The organism is Mycobacterium sp. Aquia_213, assembly GCF_026625985.1.
Classification (GTDB): domain Bacteria; phylum Actinomycetota; class Actinomycetes; order Mycobacteriales; family Mycobacteriaceae; genus Mycobacterium.
Window position 1 is genome coordinate 1,126,371 of the sequence record NZ_CP113116.1, and the last position, 22,048, is coordinate 1,148,418.

The following is a 22,048-nucleotide window of genomic DNA, read 5'->3' on the forward strand; positions in this document are numbered from 1 at the left end:
GTTCAGGCTTCCGCCACGGTGAAGTCCACCGTGTGCCACCCGGTGGCGCCGTCGGGGATGCTACCGACCTGATCTGCGGTTTGGGTGGCCCCGGTGTTGTCGGTGGCGCGCACCGTGATGGTGTGTTTCCCGGGGGTTTTCGCCTGCCACGGGAAGCTCCACAATCGCCAGGTCTCATTGGAGTAACTCGCGCCCAGTTCGGCGGGCTGCCACCCGCCCTCGTCGTTGCGGACCTCCACGGCCCGCACCCCGCGGTTCTGTGCCCACGCGACGCCGCCGAACACCACGGGTCCGCCCGGTAGTTGCTGACCGTCTTTCGGCACGTCGATGCGCGACTCGGTCTTGATGGGCGCCCGCGCTGCCCAGCCGAACCGTGTCCAGTACGCCTTTGCCTTATCGAAACGCGTCAGCTCCATGTCGACGACCCATTTGGTCGCGGACACATACCCGTAGAGTCCGGGTACCACCAGCCGGGCCGGGTAGCCATGCTCGATCGGCAGCGGCTGACCGTTGAGACCCACCGCCAGAAGCGCCGCGCGGCCATCGGTGAGGGCCTCCACCGGTGTGCCGGCGGTGAATCCGTCGATCGACGTCGAGAGCACCATATCCGCGTCCGCGTGCACGCCGGCCGCCGCCAGCAGGTCGGCCAGCCGGTAGCCCGTCCATACGCCCGTCGAAATCAATCTTCCCCCAACGGGATTCGACACGCAGGTCAACGTCGTCACCATCTCGACGACGTCGAAGTGGGCGAGGTCATCGAAGCGGTAAGTGGCTTCGCGGTTCACCATGCCGTGGATGCGCAGCCGCCAGTCGCCGTGGCTGAGTTGGGGAACACTGAGCGCGGTGTCCACCCGGTAGAAATCGGTGCTCGGGGTGATGAAGCTCGGCAGCGCGACGCCGTTCGGTTGCACATCGGCGGGTATGGGTGGAGCCGGTGTGCGCGGGGTGGGAAGCGTGACGGCGTTGCGGTCGGCGGCCACCGAATGCACCAATCGTGTGATGACCGCACCCACCACACCACTGGCTACGCCGAATCCGAGCAATCCGAACACGATCAGCGTGCGCCTGCGCGCGTCCGGCTCGTCTTCGTCGGCCGGGCCTGTCCGGTCGGGCCAGAACTGGCGGGCCAGTAAGCGCAGGGTCGCCACGCCGCAGACGGCACCCACGATGGTTGGGATCGTGTCGAGTGCCGTCGCGCCCTGCCGAGACAGCACCGCGGTGCATCCCAGGACACCCGCCGCGGCGATGACGGCGCTGCCGACCGGGCGGCGCCGAGTTTCGAAGCCCCCGGCGATCGCCGCGATCGTGGCGATCACCACGAGCACGACGATCGCCAGGAAGATTTTGTCCAGCGAGCCCAGGGTCTGGATCGCCCATTCCTTGACGGGTCCTGGAGTCAGGTCGACGACCACCGAACCGATCGCGCCACGCGGATTCGCCCGCGCGCCGAACGGGATGCTAACCAGCTCGGCTACTCCGAGCGAGACGGCCGCGGCGGAGACCCCGGCGATCATCCGCTCATTCGACGGGGCGGCAGCCACCGCAGTTACTGTACCCGCGTTGACCTAAGACACTGCAAAAAGCTTGCTAGGCATGGCGAACCGGCCCCTTCGGCATACCGCCACTGCGGTTGAGTCATGCGGCGCTGGGGTTCTCCAGCACGACGGCGACGCCCTGGCCCGACCCGATGCATACCCCGATGACCCCGTAGCGGGCGCCGCGCTCCTGTAGTTCGGTGGCCAGGGTGAGCACGTAGCGGGTTCCCGTGGCGCCGAACGGATGTCCTATCGCGACAGCGCCACCGTTGGGTGTCAGCTTGTCGTCCGGAATCACGAAACCGTCGAGCTGGTTGGGGAGTTCACGCAAGACTCCGAGGGCCTGGGCGCTGAAGGCCTCGTGCACTTCCCAGACGTCGATCTGCTCCGGAGTCAGCCCGGCCCGGCGGATCGCCAGCGGAATGGCCCATGCCGGTGCCAATCCCATGATGAGCGGGTCGATCCCGTACACCGCGCTGGACACCACCCGGGCCAGTGGTGCCACGCCGAGTTCGGCCGCTTTCTCCCCGGAGGCGACGACGACCGCGCTCGCGCCGTCGGTCAGCGGGGTCGAGTTGGCCGCCGTCATCTGGGTGGTGCCGGGTTGGACGGGCAGCGCGGCGAGTGTCTCCGCGGTGGTGTCGTCGCGGATGAACTCGTCGTGCTCGGCCAGCCGTGCGGGGGTCTTCCTCGTCGCGGGGATCGGCACGCTCATGATCTCCTTGGCGAACCGGCCGCGGTCGCGCGCGGCTTTGGCGTGCTGTTGGGACCGCAGCGCGAAAGCGTCGATCTCCTCGCGGCTCAGCGAGTACCGGTCGGCGACGTTTTGCGCGGTCTCGATCATGCTGATGTAGGCATTGCGGGCGAGCAGGGCCGGGTTGGGCGGACCGCCCGCGCCGGACCACATGGTGTCGAGCATGAGCACCGGGCCCCGTGGGCTAAACGGTGCTTCACCTTTCATCAGCGCCCATCCCGACCGCGACATCGATTCGACGCCGCACGCGATCCCAACGCCGAGATCGCCGGCTTTGATCGAGTGACTGACGTTGGCCAAGGCGCTCAGCGATGAGCCGCAATACCGATTGAGGGTTGCCCCCGCGACACTGTCGGGGAATCCCACCGCCAGCGCGGCCCAACGGGCGATGTCACCCATTCCTTCGTGCGCGGGATTCACGCAGCCGGCGACGATATCCTCGACGGCAGCCAAGGGCACGCCGACGCGCTCGCACGCGCCTTTCATGGTCATGCCCAGCAGCTCGTCGGTGCGGATACCCGACAGCGTGCCGCCGTAGCGGGTGAACGGCGTGCGGACTCCACCTAGGACGTATGCCTCAGTCATCGTTGACCTTTCAGATAATCGTCAGGACTGGCTGACGCTGGAGAAGTTTAGGCTCATCCGCGCCCCGGCCGGGGCTTTCTGCTTGGGCACGCAATGCTGCCAGTCACGCTGGCAGCGGCCCTGCATGATGATCAGGTCTCCGCCCGCTGGAGTGAACACCGTGCTGGGCCCGCCGCCGTTGGGACGGACCAGGAATCGACGAGGGGCACCGAGGCTGAGCACGGGCACGACTGCCGTCGTCGCCTGGTGCGCCGGACGGTCGGCGTGCCAGCCGGTGCCGTCGTGGTGGTCTCGATACCAGTTCATCCAGATCCGGTCGTACGGCACTCCGAGCCGCTCGCTCAGGCTGCCGGCCAGCTCGATCAGCAGTGCCGGTGCGACGGACAGATCGGTGTATTCGCCTGTGAGTCTGGGTTCCTTGACCCGGCGGTCGAACATCCAGCGGTGGCGTTGTTCCCACACGTCGAGCGTGGCCAGCTGCTCGAGCAGCCGCACGTGTCCAGTGAGGAAACCCGGCCCGTGGGTAATCCACGAGTGCTCGTCGAGTGAATGCTCCGTGGCATTGGCGAACGCGGCGATATCGATTGCCGGGGCGACGGTTTCATCGTCATCAAACAGCGTCGGTTGGTAGAGATGAGTCATCGACACCTCCTCGATACTTCGCGCCCCCTTCTCAACCGCGTATGGCGACCAAATAGTCCCCGCGATCAGCCGCGGAGGATGGCTCCGTAGCGTGAGGGGTCGGAGGTCAGCGTGCTTTTGATGACGCGGCTGATGTCGTCCGCGAGAACCTCGGTATCACCCGCCTGCAGTCCGTCGAGGGCCGCGGTCACCACCTGGTGGGGGTCGATCTTGTCGATCGGGAAGTTGTCACCCATGGGAGTGGAGACCGCACCCGAGTGCAAGGCGACGACGAGCGTGCCTTGGTCCTGCAACTCCAGCCGCAGCGCATCGGTGAGGTTCCAGGCCGCGGATTTGGTCGCGCTGTAGCCGGCCATGCCCGGGAACGAGAACCAGGACACGGCGGACAAGGCGTTGACGATCGCGCCGCCACCATTGGCCTTGAGCACCGGAGCGAACGCTTCGGCCACATACACAAGGCCAAACACATTCGTCTCGAACTCGTTGCGCATCTTGTCGAGATCGCCGCCCACGAGCGGTTGCCGATAGGAGACCGCGGCGTTGTTGATGACGATCCGGACGTCTTGGGCCTGCTCGGCCGCGCCCGCGACTTGCGCCCTATTGGTCACGTCCAGCGCGATCGGCACGACGCCGTCTGCCGCGGAGACCGAGTGCAGGGCGCGGGCGCCGGCGTAGATCTTGGCCGCACCCCGCTCGCGCAGCTGGCGGACCCACTCCGCACCAATGCCGCGGTTCGCGCCGGTGACGAGAACGACTGAACCCTTGATATCCATGAGAGGGCCTTTCTGTATTGCGTTGTGCGATCATCTGATGCCCAGTGGATTGCATTCGACGTCGAACGCGAACGTAACAAGCTCTCACCCAACTTCGCTGTCACAAAATTACTGTGGGCCAACGGATCACAGCTGCTGAAGAATTTGATAGCGCCGGGCCCCGCTACGGCCACCGGCCGGTTGCAAAATGGCAAAGATTATGAAAGTGGAACGGGCCCCACTTGTCGTACCGTCACAACACCGGGGTTGCGCGGACAGCAAGTCGGCAATGTTGTTATGCAGCTGTCACGCAACGCCTTGCGCCACAACCAGGGAGGGCCGCACTCATGGGAATTGCCAGAAGTCGACGATTGCTTTCCAGACTCTGGCTGCCAGCGTTGACGCTGATCGTCGTAGTCGTGACGGGCTTCGCCATCAACGCTTTTCATGGCATCTTCGGGTCGCGGGACATCACCAAGAGTTCGGGTAGCAAATTCGTCATAGCCCAGTTCAATCCGAAGAACATCAAGTACGAAATCTTCGGCGACTTCGGTGGGTGGGGCCGGGTCAGCTACTGGGATGTCGACTCCAAGCCCGTCGAGGTCAATCTGACGGCGTTGCCGTGGTCACATACCGAGACGACCACGATGACCACAGCGACCGCCGATATCACCGCACAAGCGGCCGGCGGAAATATCGGCTGCCGCATCACCATTGACGACCGGGTGCGGTCCGAACACACGGCGACCGGCGATCACGCCGGTGTCTGGTGTCAGGTGCTGTCCGCATGAGCGACGCTGTCGACGCGGAAACCGACACCGCGCCAGTCCCTGTCCAAGAGCCCGAACCCCCACCACCGCCAAGGCCGTTCGTCGCACGCAACCTACGAAGATTTGCACCCGTGGTCATCCTGGCCTGGCTGGCGTTTCTGGTCGTGATTAATGTGATCGTCCCACAGCTTGAGCCGGTCGTGGATGCCAACCGCGAAGCGCTGGTGCCGGTCGACGCACCTTCGGTCATGGCGCTCAAGCACATTGGGGAAAAGTTCAAAGAAGGCGACAGCAATGCACTGGTCTTTGTCGTCTTCGAGGCGGATCACAAATTCGACGAGAAAGACCACGCCTTCTACAACCAGATGGTCGCAAAACTCCGGCAGGACAAACATGTTCAGTATGTGATGAATCTGTGGGGTGAAGGTACCACTGCCGCGGGCGTTCAGAGCAACGACGCGAAGGCGAACTTCACCCTGGTGCGGGTCGCAGGAGATATCGGTTCGACGCTCAACGACGAATCGATCATCGCGGTTCGTGACATCCTCAAGCAATTGCAACCGCCGCCCGGGCTGCGGGTCTACGCCTCCGGTTCGGCGGTGCTGTCGGCGGACATGATCTACGTCGGCAACACCAGCCTGGAAACGATCATGCTCGTCACGATCGTTCTGATTTCCGGGATGCTGTTGATCGTCTATCGGTCGCTGCCGACCGCTTTCCTCATTCTGACGATGGTGTTGGTGGAGCTGTTCTGCGGACGGGGTATCGCGGCTTTCCTTGTGTACCACCACATGATCGAGATATCGGTGTACGCCGCAAATACGTTGGTGTCGTTGATCCTTGGCGCCGGTACGGACTACGCGATCTTCCTGATCGGTCGCTACCACGAAGGGCGACTCGGGGGGGAGACTCGAGAGCAGGCGTACTACTGTGCGATTAGCGGTGTGTCGCATGTGATTCTGGGATCGGGTGTCGCGGTCGCCGGCGCGATGTTTTGCATGAAGTTCACTCGGCTGAACTACTTCAACACCTGCGCCGCCCCATGCGCGGCGGGAATGCTGGTCGCGGTAGCGGCCGCGCTTACCTTCGGGCCTGCGGTACTGGCGATCGGAAGCCGGTTTGGGCTATTCGAGCCGAGGAAACACCAAGCCGGACATGGAATTTGGAACAAGGTGGGTACCGTCGCGGTGCGCTGGCCCGGGCGGATCCTGTTGGTCGGCTGCGCGGTGGTACTGGTCGGATCGATGACGTTGGTCAGCTACCGGCCCAACTACGACGACCGCATCTATCTGGCCAACAGCGTTCCGTCCAATCAGGGCTACGAGGCGAGCGACCGACACTTCCCGGCCAGCCATCTCAACGCAGACATGCTGATGGTCGAGTCCGACCACGATCTGCGTAACGCCACCGACATGATCGCCGTCGACCGGGTCGCGCGCGCGATCTTCCACACGCCCGGTGTGGGCATGATCCAAGCTGTCACCAGGCCGCTGGGCCGCCCGCTCGAGCACACCTCGTTCACCTACACCATCGGCACGTTGGGCACGAAAGTCAAAGAAGTCCTTCCCTTCCTGCGCGATGTGAACAACCGGCTCAAGGAGGTCTCGGCCGTCACTCAACGCCTGACCGACCTGACCCGCCATCAGCAGGAGCTGACCGCTCAGCAGGCCGGAGCCGCGCACCTACAGGCCGAAGCGGCCAAAGAAATGGCCGAAACCACTGCCGCACTGCGGGACGACTACGCCAACTTCGACGACGTCTGGCGCCCGGTTCGCAGCTATTTCTACTGGGAGAAACACTGTTTCGACATCCCGCTCTGCTGGTCGCTGCGTTCGCTGTTCGATGCGACCGACCAGCTCGACGGGCTGGCTGAAGGCTTGGAGAAAAATCTGCAGGCCGCACTGATCCAAGACCGAGTGACGCCACAGCTCGTCCAGATTCTGGCAGAAAATGCAGACCAGTTCGATCACCTGAACCAGATCGTCCGCGAAGAGAACAGCACGATCGAGCCCCAACTGACCCAGCTCGACGAGCTGAGCCGCCAGCTGATGGACTTCGGCACCGCGTTCGACACCTCGCAGAACGACGAGTTCTTTTACCTGCCACCGGATTCGTTCGACAACCCCTACTTCCAGATCGACCTGAAGTACTTCGTGTCTCCGGACGGCCATGCTGCCCGCTACCTCATCTACCACGACGGGGAAGCTCTCACCGAGGCAGGGATCCGGCACGATCAGAGCTACCTTCCGGCCGTCAAAGAGGCGCTCAAAGGCACCACGCTGGCCGGAGCACACGTGTATCTCGGTGGCGCAGCGGCCACATACTGGGACATCAAGGACGCGACCAGGATTGACTTGCTGATCGCTGCCACCGCAGCATTCGCGTTGATCTTTGTGGTGATGCTGTTCATCACCCGAGCAATCATCGCGTCGCTGGTGATCGTCGGGACGGTGGCGTTCTCCTTCTCCGGTGCGTTCGGTATGTCGGTGCTGATTTGGCAGAATCTGCTGGGCATCCCGCTTAGTTGGTGGAACGTTGTCTTCTGCTTCATCCTCTTGGTGGCGGTCGGGTCCGACTACAACCTGCTGCTCGTCGCCCGCTATCTTCACGAAAGCGAAGCCGGACTCAACACCGGGCTCATCCGGGCGGTGACCAAGTCCGGTCGCGTCGTCACTACTGCCGGCGTGGTGTTCGCCGTCACCATGATGGCGATGGTGTCCAGTGATCTCACGTCGGTCGGCATCTTCGGCTCGACAGTCGGCATCGGCCTGCTGCTCGACACCCTTATCGTGCGGTCGTTGATCACGCCCGCGCTGGCACGCCTGCTGGGGCCGTTCTTCTGGTGGCCACGTCTAATACCTCAGCGGCCGGCTCGCTGCGGCAGTGGGGCCGTCGCGCCAGAATCACACCACGAAGACGATCTGTATCGAAAAGTATTGTAAAAAACGAGAATGGGAGATCTCGCGATGAGCGTTCTTGAGTTACGCCCTCGCTGTGAGCGCTGCGGAAAGCCGCTGCCCAACGGATCACCCGATGCCCGGATATGCACGTTCGAATGCACCTTCTGCGCGAAATGCGCCGAGGGCGAATTGAAAGGCATCTGCCCGAACTGTGGGGGCAACCTGGTCGTTCGTCCGATCCGTCCGGCCAAGTTGCTCGAAGAGTATCCCGCGGCCGAGCCCCACGTGCCTTAATAAGACGCCAGGAAGAAAGGGGCACGTATGAGAGCATGGCTCTGGGATGGATTGGCGGGAATGGATCATTTGCGCTTGGCCGAGGCGCCTGATCCGGTGGTGAAAGAAGGCGAAGTCGTGCTGGAAATGCATTACGCCGCTTTGAATCCCGCTGATCGGATGCTGGCTGAAAGGCGCTATCCATATCCGGTAGATCCTCCGCTGCCACACGTGCTGGGGCGGGACGGCGTGGGCACGATCATCCAAGTAGGCGACGGTGTCAAGGACGTGCAGGTGGGGGATCAGCGCGTCATTCTGCGCGGCGACGTCGGCGTCTACCGTTGGGGCACCTTTGCCGAACGGGTCTCGATGTCGGCGAGCACCTTGGTCGAGGTTCCTGCAGGTTGGACCGAGGAGGAGTCGTCGGGCGCCACTCTCGTCTATCTGTCGGCATACCACGCGCTGACCATGTGGGAGCCGCTGAAGCCGAACTCGGTGGTGTTGGCCACCGGCGCATCGGGCGGGGTGGGACTGGCCGTCGTCCAGCTGGCGGCAGCGATGGGCCACACTGTCGTAGCGCTTTCACGCAGCGATGAAAAGCAGCGGCGTCTCAACGAGATCGGAGCAACTTTCACTTTCAGTCCGGAGGACCCGCAGTGGCCAGCGGGCGCAAAGAATGCGTTGGGTTCGCGAGGAGTGAACTTGGCGGTGGACACCATCGGCGGCAAGCTGCTGCCCCAAGTCATCGACACCATGGGCGAACTGGGCAGAATCAGCTTGGTAGGAGAACTCGGGGGTTCGGTGCCCGATTTCTACACGGGAACGCTGTTCTCTCGCCGACTGAGGATTGGCGCAATGGCGGTGGGCTACTACACGCCTGAGGAAAACCACGCCGCTTGGCGCAACCTCTTGCAACTGCTGGCGCGCTCTGGGGCACGGCCACTGGTTGACCGCCTGTTCTCGTTCGAGCAGTTGCCCCAAGCCTTCGACCGCCTGTCCGACGGCCCAATGGGCAAGGTCGTGTTGCGGGTCAAACCCTGACGGTCTACCGGCGGCCGCGGCGGTGGATACCAAAGTTGTCGATAGCAGTTCAATTATCCCTTGCGTAGCGTCGAAGTACATGAATTCGAACGGCCCGCACGGGATCAAGGATTTCTCCGAATCCAACGCGCTCAATCGCTTCATCCGGTTCTTCGCAGGAACGAGGTTAGGGGCGGCGCTGTTTCGGCCAACCGCCCACCATCTCGATGAACTCGTATCGAAGCTCAGCCGCGGCAAGCTGAGCTTTGTCGGTCTCGCCTCCGGCCTGCCCGTTGTCATCCTGACCACCCTCGGCGCTAAGTCGAGAGAGCCGCGAACCGTTGCGGTCCTCGGCATTCCCTACGCCGACGGGTTGGGCCTCATCGCATCCAACTGGGGCGACTCCAAGCACCCCGGGTGGTACCACAACCTCAAAGCCAATCCCGAAGGCACGGTCACGGTCGGCGCCGAGACATGGACGGCCGTTGCGCGACAAGCGACATCCCGCGAACGTGACGAGATCTGGGCCAAAGGTGTTGTCTTCTATCCTGCTTGGAGCAAGTACGAGGATCGAACCGGGGGACGCCACATAGAGGCGTTCGTCCTGGCCCGCAAGTGAATCCGCTGCCCGGAAAGCACTTTTAGGAACCTAGAGAAGGTTCGGGGTATTGGCTGAACCGTTGACGGTAAGCAGACGGCGGGATCCCGCGTACCCGCAGAAAAGAGCGTCGCATCGAATTAACACTTCCGAAGCCGCAGTGACCGGCGATCTCCTCCAGCGAGTCGGTCGATTCTTCGAGCCGGCGTTGGGCGGCTTCGACACGGACGTGGTCGACATAGCGGGCCGGTGTCTGATCCACCTCGCGGGTGAAGACGCGCGCGAAGTGGCGCGGACTCATGTGTGCGCGTTCGGCGAGCATCTCGACCGACAGATCAGCGTCCAGATTTTCGACCACCCACGCCTGAAGCTCGCGCAGCGGCTCGCGGTCGGCGGTTTGGGCGGCCAGCGCGGTGCTGAACTGGGATTGGCCACCCGGGCGGCGCATAAACAACACAAACTCGCGCGCGATCGACATCGCGACCTCGTGACCGCGATCTTCTTCAACCAACGCCAGGGCCAGGTCCATGCCCGCGGTGACTCCGGCGGAGGTGTAGACATTGCCCGATCGGATGTAGATGGGATCGGGATCGACGACGACCGTCGGATAGCAGGCGCGCAGTTGGTCGCTGAAGCGCCAATGCGTGGTTGCGCGACGGCCTTCCAGCAGTCCGGCGGCCGCTAGCCCAAACGCTCCGGTGCAGATCGAGCTGACCCGGCGCGACTTCTTCGCTGCCCGCCGCAAATCGCGAACAAACACCGGGTCCTCGATGGCGTTGAAGATTCCGTAGCCCCCGGCCAGGATCAGGGTGTCGATCCGGCCGCGCAGATCACCGAGCGCCACGTCGGCCGACAGTCCCAGGCCTGACTCCGCGCTAAAGCGTCCCTGCTGTGGCGCGGCTACCTGGATCCGGTAGCCGCCGGCCTCCGCGAATACTTCGTAGGGCCCGGACAAGTCTAGGGAATGCACCCCTTCAAAGCCGACGACAACCACACGTCGATCGCTCATAGTTCACTGCTCCCTCTACCTAGTGATGGCAGAAACTGCTGTATATATGTCATAGCAGACATTACCGACATCTCATAAAGTTGGCGGTACGCCGACGGGACAACCACTGCACGCACCCTTCGCGCTTCGCTGGCTCTGGGGATCAAAGGGGTGTTTGCGTCATGCCTGAGTACGACGCTCGGCTCGTGTTGCATACGGGCACAGTCACGGTGTGGGATTGCGAATGTCCTGGTTTGTGTAGGGGTAAGGCAGCCGAAGAGCATTCGCCGGGAACTCGGATCGCCTTTCCGCACCGCGGCGTATACGTGCATTCGGTCGGGAGCAAAGATCATGTAGCGGACGCGAATCAGATGGTGGTCACCAACGCCGACGAGCCGTATCGAGTAAGTCATCCGGTTACCGGGGGAGACGCGACGCTGACGCTCGCTGTCGATCCGGCGACGCTGTTGGAAGTCACGCCGGCCGAATACCGGTCTCCGCGCGCACGGCCCGCGCTCAATCGGACCTCGTTCCATATCGACGCACGCACCCAAGCTCTAGCGGCGCACTTGCGTCAACGCTTGAAGCGAGGAACGATCGGCAGCCTGGAGGCGGAGAGTCTTGCACTGCATCTCATTCGACACGCGTTGGGAAATAACACATCTCATGGTGCTCGGCGCGGCAATCGTCGCCCGGAGGAGATCGCCGACCAGGTGAAGATGCTACTGTCCGCTGATCCGTGGCGGCGCTGGACATTGACCACGATTGCCGAAGAGGTCAGTGTCACACCGGTTTATCTCACCGATGCCTTTCGTCGAGTCGAGGGCGTCCCACTCTACCGTTACCATCTGCAGTTGCGACTTGCCCTCGCATTGACTGTGCTGGCGCAGTCCGACGACCTGATGACGCTCGCCATCGAACTCGGCTTTCATAGTCACAGCCACTTCAGTGCGGCGTTCAAGAAGGCATTCGGGCAGACTCCGTCAGAGTTCAAAAGGTCCATTGCCGGCCGACGCATCGCGACGGCCGGCGACCGGGGCGGCAATGCCAAAGTTATTGACAGCGCGCGGGTGTACCTGTCGCGTAGCGTTTGCGATGGATGGCACGAAGCAGCCGACATGAGTTCGCTTCCGGCGAGTATTGTTGCCTAGCACGCGATTCCGAGGAGAATGCGATGAATCAAAAGGACAAGGCGACACAATTTGCGGGCCTTCATGTGACTGGCGAACCGCTGTTGCTCTACAACGTCTGGGATGCCGGCAGTGCCGCCACACTGGCCAACGCTGGAGCGCGGGCAATCGCTACCAGCAGTTGGTCGGTCGCCGAGGCGCAGGGGTACCGAGACGGCGAAGACATCCCCGTCGACTTCTTCAACCGGATCATCGCGCGCATCGTTGCCTCGGTCGAGCTGCCGATTTCCGCGGACTTTGAAGGCGGATATACCGAAGACGACGATCAGTTGGCGGAGAACATCTCCGGGCTGCTGGATGTGGGCATCATTGGCATTAACTTCGAGGATCGCATCGTGAACGGATCGGGACTCTATTCCATCGACCGGCAAGCTGACCGCATCGCGGTGATTCGGAGGGCGGGAGAGCAGAAGGGCATCCCGCTGTTCATCAATGCCCGCACGGACCTGTTCCTTGGGCAGGGCAACGACCCAAAGGCGGTGACCGAGGAAGCTGTTGACCGCGCCAAGGCCTACGCCGCGGCCGGCGCGTCGGGATTCTTCATCCCGGGTCTTCAGGAGAAGCCACTGATCGCCCGCATCATCGATGGCGCACCGTTGCCGGTCAACGTGATGGTCATGGACGGGGTACCGCACAACTCGGAACTAGCCGAAATAGGCGTCGCGCGGATCAGTTACGGCAACGCCCCGTACGTCGACGTGTTGAGAGCGCTAGAACAGGACTTCGTCAAACTGCACTGAAATCGAACGACGGCGGACGGCTGCATTGGAATTGCGTTGGGAAAAAAGGAAAGAACCCTCGTAGATCAACCACTGCCCGGGTTGCCCGGCATGCTCGGCATCCGGATAACTCACCTCGATGCCGGCCGTGTCGAGGCCGCTTTGGACGCTACTGATTCTCATATGGTGCCGGGTGAAAGTCATGTCCATGCCGGCGCGGTAGTGGCGCTGGCCGACACTGCCTGTGGTTACGGGTGTCGTGCAGCGCTTTCCGGCAAAGCGGGCGGATTCATCACCCTCGAACTCAACTCCAATCATCTGAAGGCCGCAATGCCCGGTGATCAGCTCGGCTGTGTGGCCACGCCGGCGCATGTTGGTCGGCGGACCCAGATTTGGGACGCGGTTGTCACCGTCGGCGCCGGGACACGGCCGATCGCACTGTTCCGTTGTACGCAACTAGTGCTGTAGGGCTGGAAGCGATTTACGTGTGACTGTGTGATTCGGCGCGATCGCGATGTTCCTGGGCGGCGTTGGTACCGCCGGCGGGGTAGGCGTGGATCATCGCGGTGGTCAGCTTGGGTACGGCGTGAATCAGGTCGTGTTCGGATTCGTGCGCGATTTGGTGTGCGGCAGCCAAACTCAGTGCGGAGTCGATGTCGAGTTCGGCATCGGCGTGCAGCCGATGTCCAATCCAGCGCATCCGCACGCTGCGCACCGAGCGCACGCCCGGCCGGGCGGCCAGCGCGGCTTCGGCCGTATCGATGAGCTTCGGATCGACGCCGTCCATCAGCCGGCGGAACACATCTCGCACCGCGGTGCGCAGCACGGCCAAGATGGCCACCGTGATCGCCAACCCGATGATCGGATCGGCAAGGGGGAAGCCCAAAGCCACGCCGCCGGCGCCGATCAGGACTGCCAGGGAGGTAAAGCCATCGGTGCGCGCGTGCAGGCCGTCGGCGACGAGCGCGGCCGAGCCGATGCGGCGTCCGACCCGGATGCGGTAGAGGGCCACGCATTCGTTTCCGATGAACCCGAGAACTCCGGCGACCGCCACCCAGCCGACGTGCTCGATGGGCCGCGGATTGATCAGCCGCTCAATCGCCTCGTACCCGGCGATGATCGCCGACAGCACGATCATCGCGACCACGAACAGTCCGGCAAGGTCTTCCGCCCGGCCGAACCCGTAGGTGTAGCGGCGGGTTGCGGCCTTGGTGCTCAACGCAAATGCGATCCACAGCGGCACGGCGGTCAGGGCGTCGGAGAAGTTGTGGATGGTGTCGGCGGCCAGCGCGATGGAGCCGGAGAGGACCACGACGACGATCTGCGCGACGGCGGTCGCGCCCAGCACCAGCAGGCTGATCTTGACTGCGCGGATGCCGTCGGCGCTGGATTCCAGCTCGCTGTCAAAGCTGTCGGCGGCATCGTGGGAATGCGGCGCAAAAATCTCCTTGATCGCGTGCCGCAGTCCATTCGGGTGATCGTGCTCGTGTCCGTGGGAGTGGTTGTGATCGCTCATCGCGCGTTGGCCTTTCGAGGCCGCCGATCGGTCGTGATGCCGCGCACGTTCGGGTCGCCGCGGTGGTGGGACGGCACACCGGGACCGGCGTGCTCGGCATTGAACACCGCATCGATGACCAATTGGCGGACGTGTTCGTTTTCCAGGCTGTAGAAGATCGTGGTCCCGGCTCGGCGGGTGCGTACCAGCCGAGCCATGCGCAGCTTGGCGAGGTGCTGGGAGACCGACGGCGCGGGTTTGTCCACCTTTTCGGCCAGGTCGTTCACCGACGACTCACCCTCGGTGAGCGCCCACAACACGCGAATACGGGTGGAATCAGCCAACATTCGAAAGATCTCGACGATCAGGCCGACCTGATCCTCGGCGAGTGGCCCTGCAGTGTTATCTGCATTCATACGTAGATAATAGCCAATATGGCCGCGGTTTGCGACCGACCATGAGGCGACTGTCGACGGCGATATCAGATGCGATATCGCATCAGAACTTCGCGACGGCCCCCGCATCGACCGGCAATGCCGCTCCAGTGATGTACTGCGCCTCGTCGGAGGCGAGAAACAGCACCGCATTGCTGACCGCACGCGCCTCGATTACCGGCACCGGCAGCATGTGGAAGTGGCCGATCACCGCAGCCGTGTCGGCCATGGTGGGCTCGGCGAGGTCCGGCCGCAGCGTGCGGTGGAACTGCTCGTTGTCGATCATCGGTGTCAGCACGTTGCCGGGGTGGATCGAATTGACTCGAATCAACTGCGGCGCAAGCTCATTCGCGAGCGAATTCATCAAGCCGACTACGCCGTGCTTCGCCGAGGCGTAGTGCGCCATATACCCGCCGCCGCGCAGTCCCAACATGGAGCTCACCAAGATGATGGATCCGCCGCGACCGTCGGACATATGCGGCACCGCCACCTTGATGGTGTGCCAGACCCCGGTGAGATTGATATCGAGCATCGTCTGCCAGGCGGCTTCTTCGATCAGCGCGGCGGGCGCGGGACTGCCGCTGATGCCGGCATTGGCAATCACCACATCGGGCCGGCCCAACTGATCGATTCCCTGCTGCAACGCATCGCGCAGGCTCGCGAGGTCTCTGACATCGGCCTTGGCGGTCACGATGCGCCGGTCTAACTTCTCGACCAGTGCTGCGGTCTCGTCGAGATCGTCCTGGGTCGCGCCCGGATAGTTGACGCCCTCGATGTCGCCACACGTATCTATGGCGATGATGTCGGCGCCCTCCTCGGCGAGGCGGACGGCGTGTTCGCGGCCTTGCCCGCGCGCAGCACCCGTGATGAACGCGACCTTGCCGGCCACCCTGCCAACGGCGTTTGTCATGCTGGACACGATATCGCTGACCGCCACGCCCGCCCGCTCAGGAGTCGCAACCCGTTGAGCGCGACGATGATTGTCGAACCTTCGTGGCCGGCCACCCCCAGCGGTAGTGGCAGGTGTCCCAGCAAGTCCCAGACGACGAGTCCGGTGATGAAGGTCGCCGCGATGGCCAGATTGGCGATGACGACCCGACGCGCGCGACGGGCCAGCGCGACGACGGCCGGAACCGTGGCGAGTTCGTCTCGGACGGTGACCGCATCGGCGGTTTCCAAGGTGAGGTCGGCTCCGTTGCGGCCCATGGCGATTGAGGAATGCGCTGCGGCCATCGCGGGTGCGTCGTTGATGCCGTCGCCGACAAACAACACTCGGTGGCCGTCGGCCTGTAGCCGGCGCACGGCGTCAACCTTCTCATCGGGCAGCAGGTCGGCGCGCACATCCGCGATCCCGACCTGCGCGGCCAGATGCTCTGCTGCCGGGCGACTATCCCCGGTCAGCAGGGCCGGCGGCCTGGAGGTGAGCGCGGCGATCGCGCGGACCACCGCGTCGGTTCCCTCGCGCACCGTGTCATCGAGTCCGAGAACACCCGTTGGCGTTCCGTCGACGATCACGAGAACGGCGGTGCTGCCCTGGCGTTCGAGGTTGCTTGCCGCGACCGGATTGCTGTGAAATGCCCGAGGGCTCAGCACTTCGATCGTCCGCCCCGCTACACACGCGCGCACGCCACGGCCCGGGAGAGCCTGGAAATCGGTGGCTTCCGCAAAGACGAGTCCGCGTGCGCGGGCGGCAGCCACGACCGCGCGCCCCAGTGGATGCTCGCTGAATTGCTCTGCGCTGGCCGCTATCCGCAGCACATCGTCGTCGCAGTAGCGATCGTCGAGCGCCGCGATGCTGGTCAGTTGCGGTGTTCCGGTCGTCAGGGTGCCGGTCTTGTCGATGGTGACCGCGGTGATATCCGCAAGGCGCTCCATCGCGACCGCCGACTTGACCAGGACACCGCGGCGCCCGGCGTTGGCGATCGCCGAGAGCAGCGGCGGCATGGTCGCCAGCACCACCGCGCACGGCGACGCCACGATCATGAACGTCATCGCCCGAAGCAGCGTCGACTGTAGCTCCGCCCCGAGGAGCAGGGGCACCGCGAACAGGGCGAGGGTCGCCACGACTACGCCCACGGAATAGCGTTGCTCGACCTTCTCAATGAACAGTTGCGTCTTCGCCTTGCTGGCCGATGCCTGCGCGACCAGGGCAACGATGCGGGCGACGACGGTGTCGGACGGGTCCTTGGTGACGCGAATGCGAAGTGCCCCAGCGCCATTGAGGGTGCCGGCGAATACCTCGTCATCGGCGGCCTTGGCGACCGGCATCGACTCCCCGGTCACCGAGGATTGGTCGACGTCGGAGGCGCCACCGACGACGACACCGTCGGCGCCGACGCGCTCACCGGGGCGCACGCTGACCAGGTCATCGACGCGAAGGTCGGCCGCGTTGACCGATTCTTCGACCCCGTCGGCGTCGATGCGGACCGCGCGATCGGGCGCGAGGTCCAGCAGTCCCGTGACCGAATCCTCGGTGCGCTTGGTCGCCGCGTCTTCCAATGCGCCGGACGTGGCGAAAATGACGATCAGCAGCGCACCGTCAAAGATCTGGCCGATGCTCGCGGCGCCGATCGCGGCGACCACCATCAGCAGATCAACGTCGAGCGTGCGAGAACGTAACGCCTGCAAGCCTTCCCAGCCCGGTGACCAGCCGCCGGTGAGGTAGCACGCCAGGTAGAAAACCCACCAACTCCACGAAGGAGCGTCAAGTAACTGGGCCACGAGTCCGGCCACAAACAGGACCAGGGCGACGGTCGCCCACCGCACCGATGCGATCGACCAGAGACCCGAGACGCTCGATCGCCGTACCAATGGCGCGTGCGTCGGCTGCACGGTGGTGCACGTCATCGAAGCCCCTCCCTCGGCAACACAATCATCTATGTATACATGTAAAGCTCTACATGTGTCATATCAGTTGGTGGATGCGTGCTTCAATTGAGAGATGGGACACGGAGTCGACGGCAGGGTGACGCCACCGGCGACGCTCGACTCGGTGTCGGCCGTCAAGATCGCCGAGACGCTGCAAGCCCTGGCTTCGCCGAATCGGCTGATGATCCTGACGAGGCTGCGGCAATCGCCGTGCTCGGTCGGCGAGCTGTCGACGGCGGTTGGGATGGAACAACCGGCGGTGTCTCACCAGCTGCGGCTATTGCGCGCCCTCGGACTTGTCGCCGGTGACCGCAACGGCCGCAGCATCGTCTACCGCCTCTACGACAATCACGTCGCGCAACTGCTCGACGAGGCGGTTTACCACATCGAGCACCTGCGTCTCGGCGCGACCGATACGACGGCGTAGGCGGTCAAGGCCTCATGCGGCCGCGACGGGGTTGGAAAAATTTAGCTGAACATTTGATAAGACTGTGTTTCGGTGCGGGATTAGATACGGTGTCGGCTCTAATGTGATGGGGATGAGCATCGAGTACTACCTGCAGAAGGTCCCGGTCGAATCCGTTCAGCCGGGCTTCTCGCTGGCCATCGGGGGAGACGGCGACTACCGGCTGTTTCAGGTCGAATGCACGCAGATGTCGCACCGGGCCGGCTTGCCGATCATGTTCAGGCTCACCTCCGAGCCCGTCAGCGGTGGCGACCCCTGGGTCCTGGAGTGTGAAGAGGGCACGCCGGTCGTCCGGATTCTCGGCGTTGCCAAGGCGGCGTCCTAGCTCAGTCAGGCTTTGCCGCGACGACGAACTGCACCGCGCGCTGCGTCTGCTGCTCGATGTCGACGAGCCCGGCCGACGAGAACAGGTCGACGAAGTCGCGCCGGCCGAACATTGTGAGCCCGATGCTGCGCGCGGTCGCCGTCATCAGATACCGCACCGCCGCCGCCTCGGGGGCATAGCTGGTCAGGATCGCGATCCGGCCGCCAGGTTTGAGCACCCGCACCATCTCGCCGGCCACCCGGAACGGCTCGGGCATCAGGTACAGCGCACCGAAACAGCAAACGGCGTCGAAGGTTTCGTCGTCGAACGGCAACATGCGGGCATCTCCGCGGACATAGCAGGTTTGCGGCCCACTGTTGTCGGCGACGGCTCGCGTCAGCATCGACTCGGAGATATCGAATCCGACCGCCACGCCGCCGTCCGGCAGTTCGGCGGCCAGGGGAGCGGTGAAATTGCCTGGGCCACAAGCAACATCGAGCAACGCATGAGCGTTCGACAGACGCAGCGCCGACGCCGCGCGGCGCTGTTCGGCCCGATGCGTGAGCCCGCTGGCCGCGTAGAAGGCGGTCGGGCGCCACAGTCGTTCGTAGACGGTCGCGACGAACGGGCTGTTCATGGCGCGCTGTGCGACGGTCGGCACCGGCGCGCTGGTCGATTCGCCCAACACGTCGAGAAAACCGTGTCGCAGCTGGGCGGTCTGGCTGATGAGGCCGCGGGTCAACTCGACCGGATCCTGGCTCATTGTGTTCCGACGTTAGTGGACCCCACCGCCACGCCGGTGGCCCGGGTACCGGCGCCGGGCTCGTCACAGTGATAATCGTTTTCATCAATGGTCATCAGATTCCAGGCTGGGTGCGTTAGATGAGGGCCGAGAGTCAACCGCGTTTCGGGTCCATGGAAGTCCTGGTCTTCGGTTTGGTGGGGTTCGCGATCGCGGGGACGTGGCTGCGCACCGTCGTCGTGAACAGCGACGCATTGGCCACCGCCGGCACCGTGTTCTGCGGCGTCTTCGTCCAGGCCCTGCCCTTCCTGGGCCTTGGGGTGGTGGTCAGCGGATTGATCGCGGTGTTCCTGCCGCCGGAACGGCTGGTGCGCTGGCTGCCGCGACGGCCCGCGGCGGCGGTCGTCGTAGCCGGTGTGGCCGGGGCCGCGCTGCCCGGCTGCGAGTGCGGCTCGGTGCCGGTGGCGCGCCGGCTCTTCGGCGACGGCGGGGCGGCCGGAGCGGCGGCGTTGACGTTCATGCTCGCCGCACCCGCCATCAACCCCGTGGTGGTGGTCGCGACGGCCGTCGCGTTCCCGGGTCAGCCCAGGATGGTCATCGCCAGGGTGGCCGCGTCATTGCTGACCGCGGTGGTGATGGGCTGGGCGTGGTCGCGGTGGGGCCGCACCGAATGGATCACCCGCCGGCTCCCGGCGCACGAGTCCCACGGTCCCGAGACGCAGTCGAAGTGGCTGCTGTTCTGCGAAGTCGCCCGGCACGACTTCCTGCAGGCGGCGGCCTACCTCGTGGTGGGAGCCGCCGCGGCGGCGGCACTACACGTGCTGGTGCCGCCGTGGATCTTCGAAAACATTGGCGCGCATTTGGTTCTCGGCGTCGTAGCCATGGCCGTGCTGGCCGTCATCCTGGCGGTGTGCTCGGAAGCCGACGCGTTCGTCGCATCCAGCCTGACGATGGTTCCGCTGGTGCCGCGGCTGGTGTTCCTGGTGGTCGGGCCAGCCGTCGACGTCAAGCTGCTGGCGATGCAGTCCGGCATGTTCGGGCGGGCGTTCGCCACTCGCTTCGCCCCCGCGACACTAGTCGTGGCCACCGCGGTGGCCACCGGAGTCGGCGTGCTGCTGCTGGGCGGTCCTCGATGAAGCGCGAAACCGAGAACACGATCCTGCTGCTGGTCGGCCTGAGCGTCGGGCTGATCCTGGCCACCGGTGTCTTCACCCGCTACGTCAAGCCCTCGCTGATGCCGTGGCTGGTGCTCACCGCTGCGCTGCTGATCGGGCTCGCATTGGTGTCCATTGTCGGCGACGTCCGCCGCGGCGGACGTGATCCCGACGACGGGCATGCCCACCGCGGCGGTGTGGTGTGGCTGCTCGCGGTGCCCATCGTGGTGCTGTGCTTCGTGTCGCCCCCGGCGTTGCGGCCCCAGGCCGCGACCGGATCGGTGGCAAATGTCTCCAATGACGTTCTGCGCGTGGCATTTCCGCCGTTACCGGCGGGGCGGGCGCCGGAGGTCTCGCTGGCGGAGGTGGTGGTGCGGGCAGCCAACGACAGCACGGGGTCGCTGAACAACCGGCTGATCACGGTCACCGGCTTCGCCCTCAACGAACCCGGCGGCGTCGACCTTGCCCGCATCGTGATCATCTGTTGTGCCGCCGACGCCCAACTGGGCCGCATCCACCTGCGCGATCACGACGGCGCCGGTACCTTCCACTTCCCCGACAACACCTGGCTGCGGGTGGAAGGCGTGGTGACGCCCGCCGAGCGCAAACCCCATACGCCGCCGATCCCGACGTTGCGGGCCGTCTCGGTCACGCCCGTCCCCGCGCCGGCCAACCCCTACGCGTAACCGCACGTCCTTGCCGCGGCGGGGAGCCACCTCCTAACCTGAGCAACATCCGACCGTGTCCAGCCGTCCAGTCTGGGCGCGGTAAACCGCAACGCAGGCGGGCTGGTCATGGCAGGTCGATCATCGCGATTCGAGGGCCGGCGCCGGCACTGCGGGATTCGGGGGTTACCGCCGTGGCCGAACTGATCGGTGCGCGGGCGGAAGAACTTGCCGCGATGGATATCTTCGAGGGATGCGCCATCGACGACCTGGAGCCGTTGGCGGCCAGCCTGCAGCCGCTGCGCGCCGCGGCCGGACAGGTCCTGATGCAGCAGGGCGAGCAGGCCGTGTCATTCCTGCTCATCTCCTCGGGCACCGCCGAGATCAGACATGTCGGTGTCGACGGCGCGGTGTCCATCGGTGCGACGGCCGCCGGCGCGATCATCGGCGAGATCGCGCTGCTGCGCGACAGCCCCCGGATCGCGACCGTCACCACGCTGGAACCGTTGACCGGCTGGATCGGCGACAACGATGCGTTCACCCGGCTGGTGCACATCCCCGGCATCATGCCCCGCTTGCTGCGGATGGTGCGCCAGCGGCTGGCCGCGTTCGTCACGCCCATCCCGATCCGGATGCGTGACGGCACCCACCTGCTGCTGCGCCCGGTGCTGCCCGGTGACGACGTGCGGACCGTGCACGGCCATATCCAGTTCTCCAGCGAGACGCTGTACCGGCGATTCATGACGGCCCGGCTGCCGTCGCCGGCGCTGATGCATTATCTGTCCGAGGTCGACTACGTCGACCACTTCGTGTGGGTAGTGACCGACGGCGACGACCCGGTGGCCGATGCGCGCTTTGTCCGGGACGAAAACGATCCGACGGTCGCCGAGATCGCGTTCACCGTCGCCGACGCCTACCAGGGCCGGGGGATCGGGAGCTTCCTGATCGGTGCGCTGTCGATCGCCGCCAAGGTCGACGGAGTCGAAAGATTCTCCGCGCGAATGCTTTCCGACAATCTACCGATGCGTACGATCATGGATCGCTACGGCGCGATCTGGCAGCGTGAAGATATCGGGGTCATCACCACTGTCATCGATGTGCCGCGCCGGCGCGACCTGGGCATCAAGCGTGAGTTGGCCGACGAGATCAAACGCGTCGCCCGTCAGGTGATCGAGGCGCTCGGCTGATCCGGCG

Annotated in this window: 23 protein-coding genes; 13 read left to right on the forward strand and 10 right to left on the reverse strand. The window is 64.4% G+C overall.

Going from position 1 to position 22,048, the window contains the following annotated elements; all coding sequences use genetic code 11:
- Nucleotides 1-2 precede the first annotated feature (2 nt).
- The 4 genes from LMQ14_RS05455 to LMQ14_RS05470 form a co-directional block, all read right to left on the reverse strand.
- Complete coding sequence (locus tag LMQ14_RS05455; protein ID WP_267735362.1) at nucleotides 3-1,514, reverse strand: molybdopterin-dependent oxidoreductase; 1,512 nt, start codon at nucleotides 1,512-1,514, stop codon at nucleotides 3-5.
- A gap of 121 nt (nucleotides 1,515-1,635) precedes the next feature.
- Nucleotides 1,636-2,874 (reverse strand): thiolase family protein, encoded by a 1,239-nt coding sequence (locus tag LMQ14_RS05460; RefSeq protein ID WP_267733786.1) that lies wholly within the window; start codon nucleotides 2,872-2,874, stop codon nucleotides 1,636-1,638.
- Nucleotides 2,875-2,895: 21 nt separating this feature from the next.
- Complete coding sequence (locus LMQ14_RS05465; RefSeq protein WP_267733787.1) at nucleotides 2,896-3,516, reverse strand: alpha-ketoglutarate-dependent dioxygenase AlkB; 621 nt, start codon at nucleotides 3,514-3,516, stop codon at nucleotides 2,896-2,898.
- 65 nt (nucleotides 3,517-3,581) lie between these two features.
- Nucleotides 3,582-4,289 (reverse strand): SDR family oxidoreductase, encoded by a 708-nt coding sequence (locus LMQ14_RS05470; protein ID WP_267733788.1) that lies wholly within the window; start codon nucleotides 4,287-4,289, stop codon nucleotides 3,582-3,584.
- Between the two features lie 326 nt (nucleotides 4,290-4,615).
- Here LMQ14_RS05470 and LMQ14_RS05475 point away from each other — a divergent pair, with 326 nt between their 5' ends.
- From LMQ14_RS05475 to LMQ14_RS05495, 5 genes are all read left to right on the forward strand, one after another.
- The gene (locus LMQ14_RS05475; protein WP_267733789.1) at nucleotides 4,616-5,059 is read left to right on the forward strand and encodes an MmpS family transport accessory protein; all 444 of its coding nucleotides are present in this window, start codon (nucleotides 4,616-4,618) and stop codon (nucleotides 5,057-5,059) included.
- A complete protein-coding gene (locus LMQ14_RS05480) occupies nucleotides 5,056-7,980 on the forward strand; it encodes an RND family transporter (RefSeq protein WP_267733790.1) in 2,925 nt (974 codons plus the stop codon). The genes LMQ14_RS05475 and LMQ14_RS05480 overlap by 4 nt, the downstream gene beginning before the upstream one ends.
- 24 nt (nucleotides 7,981-8,004) lie before the next feature.
- Nucleotides 8,005-8,232 (forward strand): DUF1272 domain-containing protein, encoded by a 228-nt coding sequence (locus LMQ14_RS05485; RefSeq protein ID WP_267735363.1) that lies wholly within the window; start codon nucleotides 8,005-8,007, stop codon nucleotides 8,230-8,232.
- A gap of 75 nt (nucleotides 8,233-8,307) precedes the next feature.
- Complete coding sequence (locus LMQ14_RS05490; protein WP_267733791.1) at nucleotides 8,308-9,252, forward strand: quinone oxidoreductase family protein; 945 nt, start codon at nucleotides 8,308-8,310, stop codon at nucleotides 9,250-9,252.
- Between the two features lie 79 nt (nucleotides 9,253-9,331).
- Nucleotides 9,332-9,850: a nitroreductase family deazaflavin-dependent oxidoreductase gene (locus LMQ14_RS05495; protein WP_267733792.1), complete on the forward strand. Its 519-nt coding sequence runs from the start codon at nucleotides 9,332-9,334 to the stop codon at nucleotides 9,848-9,850.
- 22 nt (nucleotides 9,851-9,872) lie between these two features.
- Here the strand turns inward: LMQ14_RS05495 and LMQ14_RS05500 are convergent, their stop codons facing one another.
- Nucleotides 9,873-10,838 (reverse strand): GlxA family transcriptional regulator, encoded by a 966-nt coding sequence (locus LMQ14_RS05500; RefSeq protein WP_267733793.1) that lies wholly within the window; start codon nucleotides 10,836-10,838, stop codon nucleotides 9,873-9,875.
- Nucleotides 10,839-10,999: 161 nt separating this feature from the next.
- On the opposite strand from LMQ14_RS05500, the gene LMQ14_RS28145 reads away from it, so the two are divergent.
- The 3 genes from LMQ14_RS28145 (at nucleotide 11,000) to LMQ14_RS28270 (ending at nucleotide 13,194) form a co-directional block, all read left to right on the forward strand.
- Nucleotides 11,000-11,968 (forward strand): AraC family transcriptional regulator, encoded by a 969-nt coding sequence (locus LMQ14_RS28145; protein WP_324291107.1) that lies wholly within the window; start codon nucleotides 11,000-11,002, stop codon nucleotides 11,966-11,968.
- On the forward strand, nucleotides 11,917-12,747 hold the full coding sequence (locus LMQ14_RS05510; protein ID WP_267733794.1) for an isocitrate lyase/PEP mutase family protein: 831 nt from the start codon (nucleotides 11,917-11,919) through the stop codon (nucleotides 12,745-12,747). Before LMQ14_RS28145 ends, LMQ14_RS05510 begins: the two co-directional genes overlap by 52 nt.
- A gap of 90 nt (nucleotides 12,748-12,837) precedes the next feature.
- Entirely contained in the window at nucleotides 12,838-13,194 is a 357-nt protein-coding gene (locus tag LMQ14_RS28270; protein WP_420714660.1) for a PaaI family thioesterase, read from the forward strand.
- A 13-nt stretch (nucleotides 13,195-13,207) separates the two neighbouring features.
- Here LMQ14_RS28270 and LMQ14_RS05520 read toward each other — a convergent pair whose 3' ends face one another.
- The 4 genes from LMQ14_RS05520 to LMQ14_RS05535 form a co-directional block, all read right to left on the reverse strand.
- Nucleotides 13,208-14,242 carry a cation diffusion facilitator family transporter gene (locus tag LMQ14_RS05520; RefSeq protein WP_267733796.1) on the reverse strand — a complete coding sequence of 345 codons (1,035 nt, stop codon included), beginning with the start codon at nucleotides 14,240-14,242 and terminating at the stop codon, nucleotides 13,208-13,210.
- Nucleotides 14,239-14,637 carry an ArsR/SmtB family transcription factor gene (locus tag LMQ14_RS05525; RefSeq protein ID WP_267733797.1) on the reverse strand — a complete coding sequence of 133 codons (399 nt, stop codon included), beginning with the start codon at nucleotides 14,635-14,637 and terminating at the stop codon, nucleotides 14,239-14,241. The genes LMQ14_RS05520 and LMQ14_RS05525 overlap by 4 nt, the downstream gene beginning before the upstream one ends.
- A gap of 82 nt (nucleotides 14,638-14,719) precedes the next feature.
- Complete coding sequence (locus LMQ14_RS05530; RefSeq protein ID WP_267733798.1) at nucleotides 14,720-15,565, reverse strand: mycofactocin-coupled SDR family oxidoreductase; 846 nt, start codon at nucleotides 15,563-15,565, stop codon at nucleotides 14,720-14,722.
- The gene (locus LMQ14_RS05535) at nucleotides 15,562-17,502 is read right to left on the reverse strand and encodes a heavy metal translocating P-type ATPase (RefSeq protein WP_267733799.1); all 1,941 of its coding nucleotides are present in this window, start codon (nucleotides 17,500-17,502) and stop codon (nucleotides 15,562-15,564) included. The genes LMQ14_RS05530 and LMQ14_RS05535 overlap by 4 nt, the downstream gene beginning before the upstream one ends.
- Nucleotides 17,503-17,596: 94 nt before the next feature.
- Between LMQ14_RS05535 and LMQ14_RS05540 the strand changes: the two genes are divergently transcribed.
- Complete coding sequence (locus LMQ14_RS05540; RefSeq protein ID WP_267733800.1) at nucleotides 17,597-17,950, forward strand: ArsR/SmtB family transcription factor; 354 nt, start codon at nucleotides 17,597-17,599, stop codon at nucleotides 17,948-17,950.
- A 112-nt stretch (nucleotides 17,951-18,062) separates the two neighbouring features.
- Nucleotides 18,063-18,314, forward strand: coding sequence for a hypothetical protein (locus LMQ14_RS05545; protein WP_267733801.1), 252 nt, complete (start codon nucleotides 18,063-18,065; stop codon nucleotides 18,312-18,314).
- 1 nt (nucleotide 18,315) lies between these two features.
- Here LMQ14_RS05545 and LMQ14_RS05550 read toward each other — a convergent pair whose 3' ends face one another.
- Entirely contained in the window at nucleotides 18,316-19,056 is a 741-nt protein-coding gene (locus LMQ14_RS05550) for a class I SAM-dependent methyltransferase (protein WP_267733802.1), read from the reverse strand.
- A 119-nt stretch (nucleotides 19,057-19,175) separates the two neighbouring features.
- Here LMQ14_RS05550 and LMQ14_RS05555 point away from each other — a divergent pair, with 119 nt between their 5' ends.
- From LMQ14_RS05555 to LMQ14_RS05565, 3 genes are all read left to right on the forward strand, one after another.
- Entirely contained in the window at nucleotides 19,176-20,171 is a 996-nt protein-coding gene (locus LMQ14_RS05555) for a permease (protein WP_267733803.1), read from the forward strand.
- Entirely contained in the window at nucleotides 20,168-20,875 is a 708-nt protein-coding gene (locus LMQ14_RS05560; RefSeq protein WP_267733804.1) for a TIGR03943 family putative permease subunit, read from the forward strand. The genes LMQ14_RS05555 and LMQ14_RS05560 overlap by 4 nt, the downstream gene beginning before the upstream one ends.
- 215 nt (nucleotides 20,876-21,090) lie before the next feature.
- Nucleotides 21,091-22,041: a GNAT family N-acetyltransferase gene (locus tag LMQ14_RS05565; RefSeq protein WP_267735365.1), complete on the forward strand. Its 951-nt coding sequence runs from the start codon at nucleotides 21,091-21,093 to the stop codon at nucleotides 22,039-22,041.
- Nucleotides 22,042-22,048: the final 7 nt, after the last annotated feature.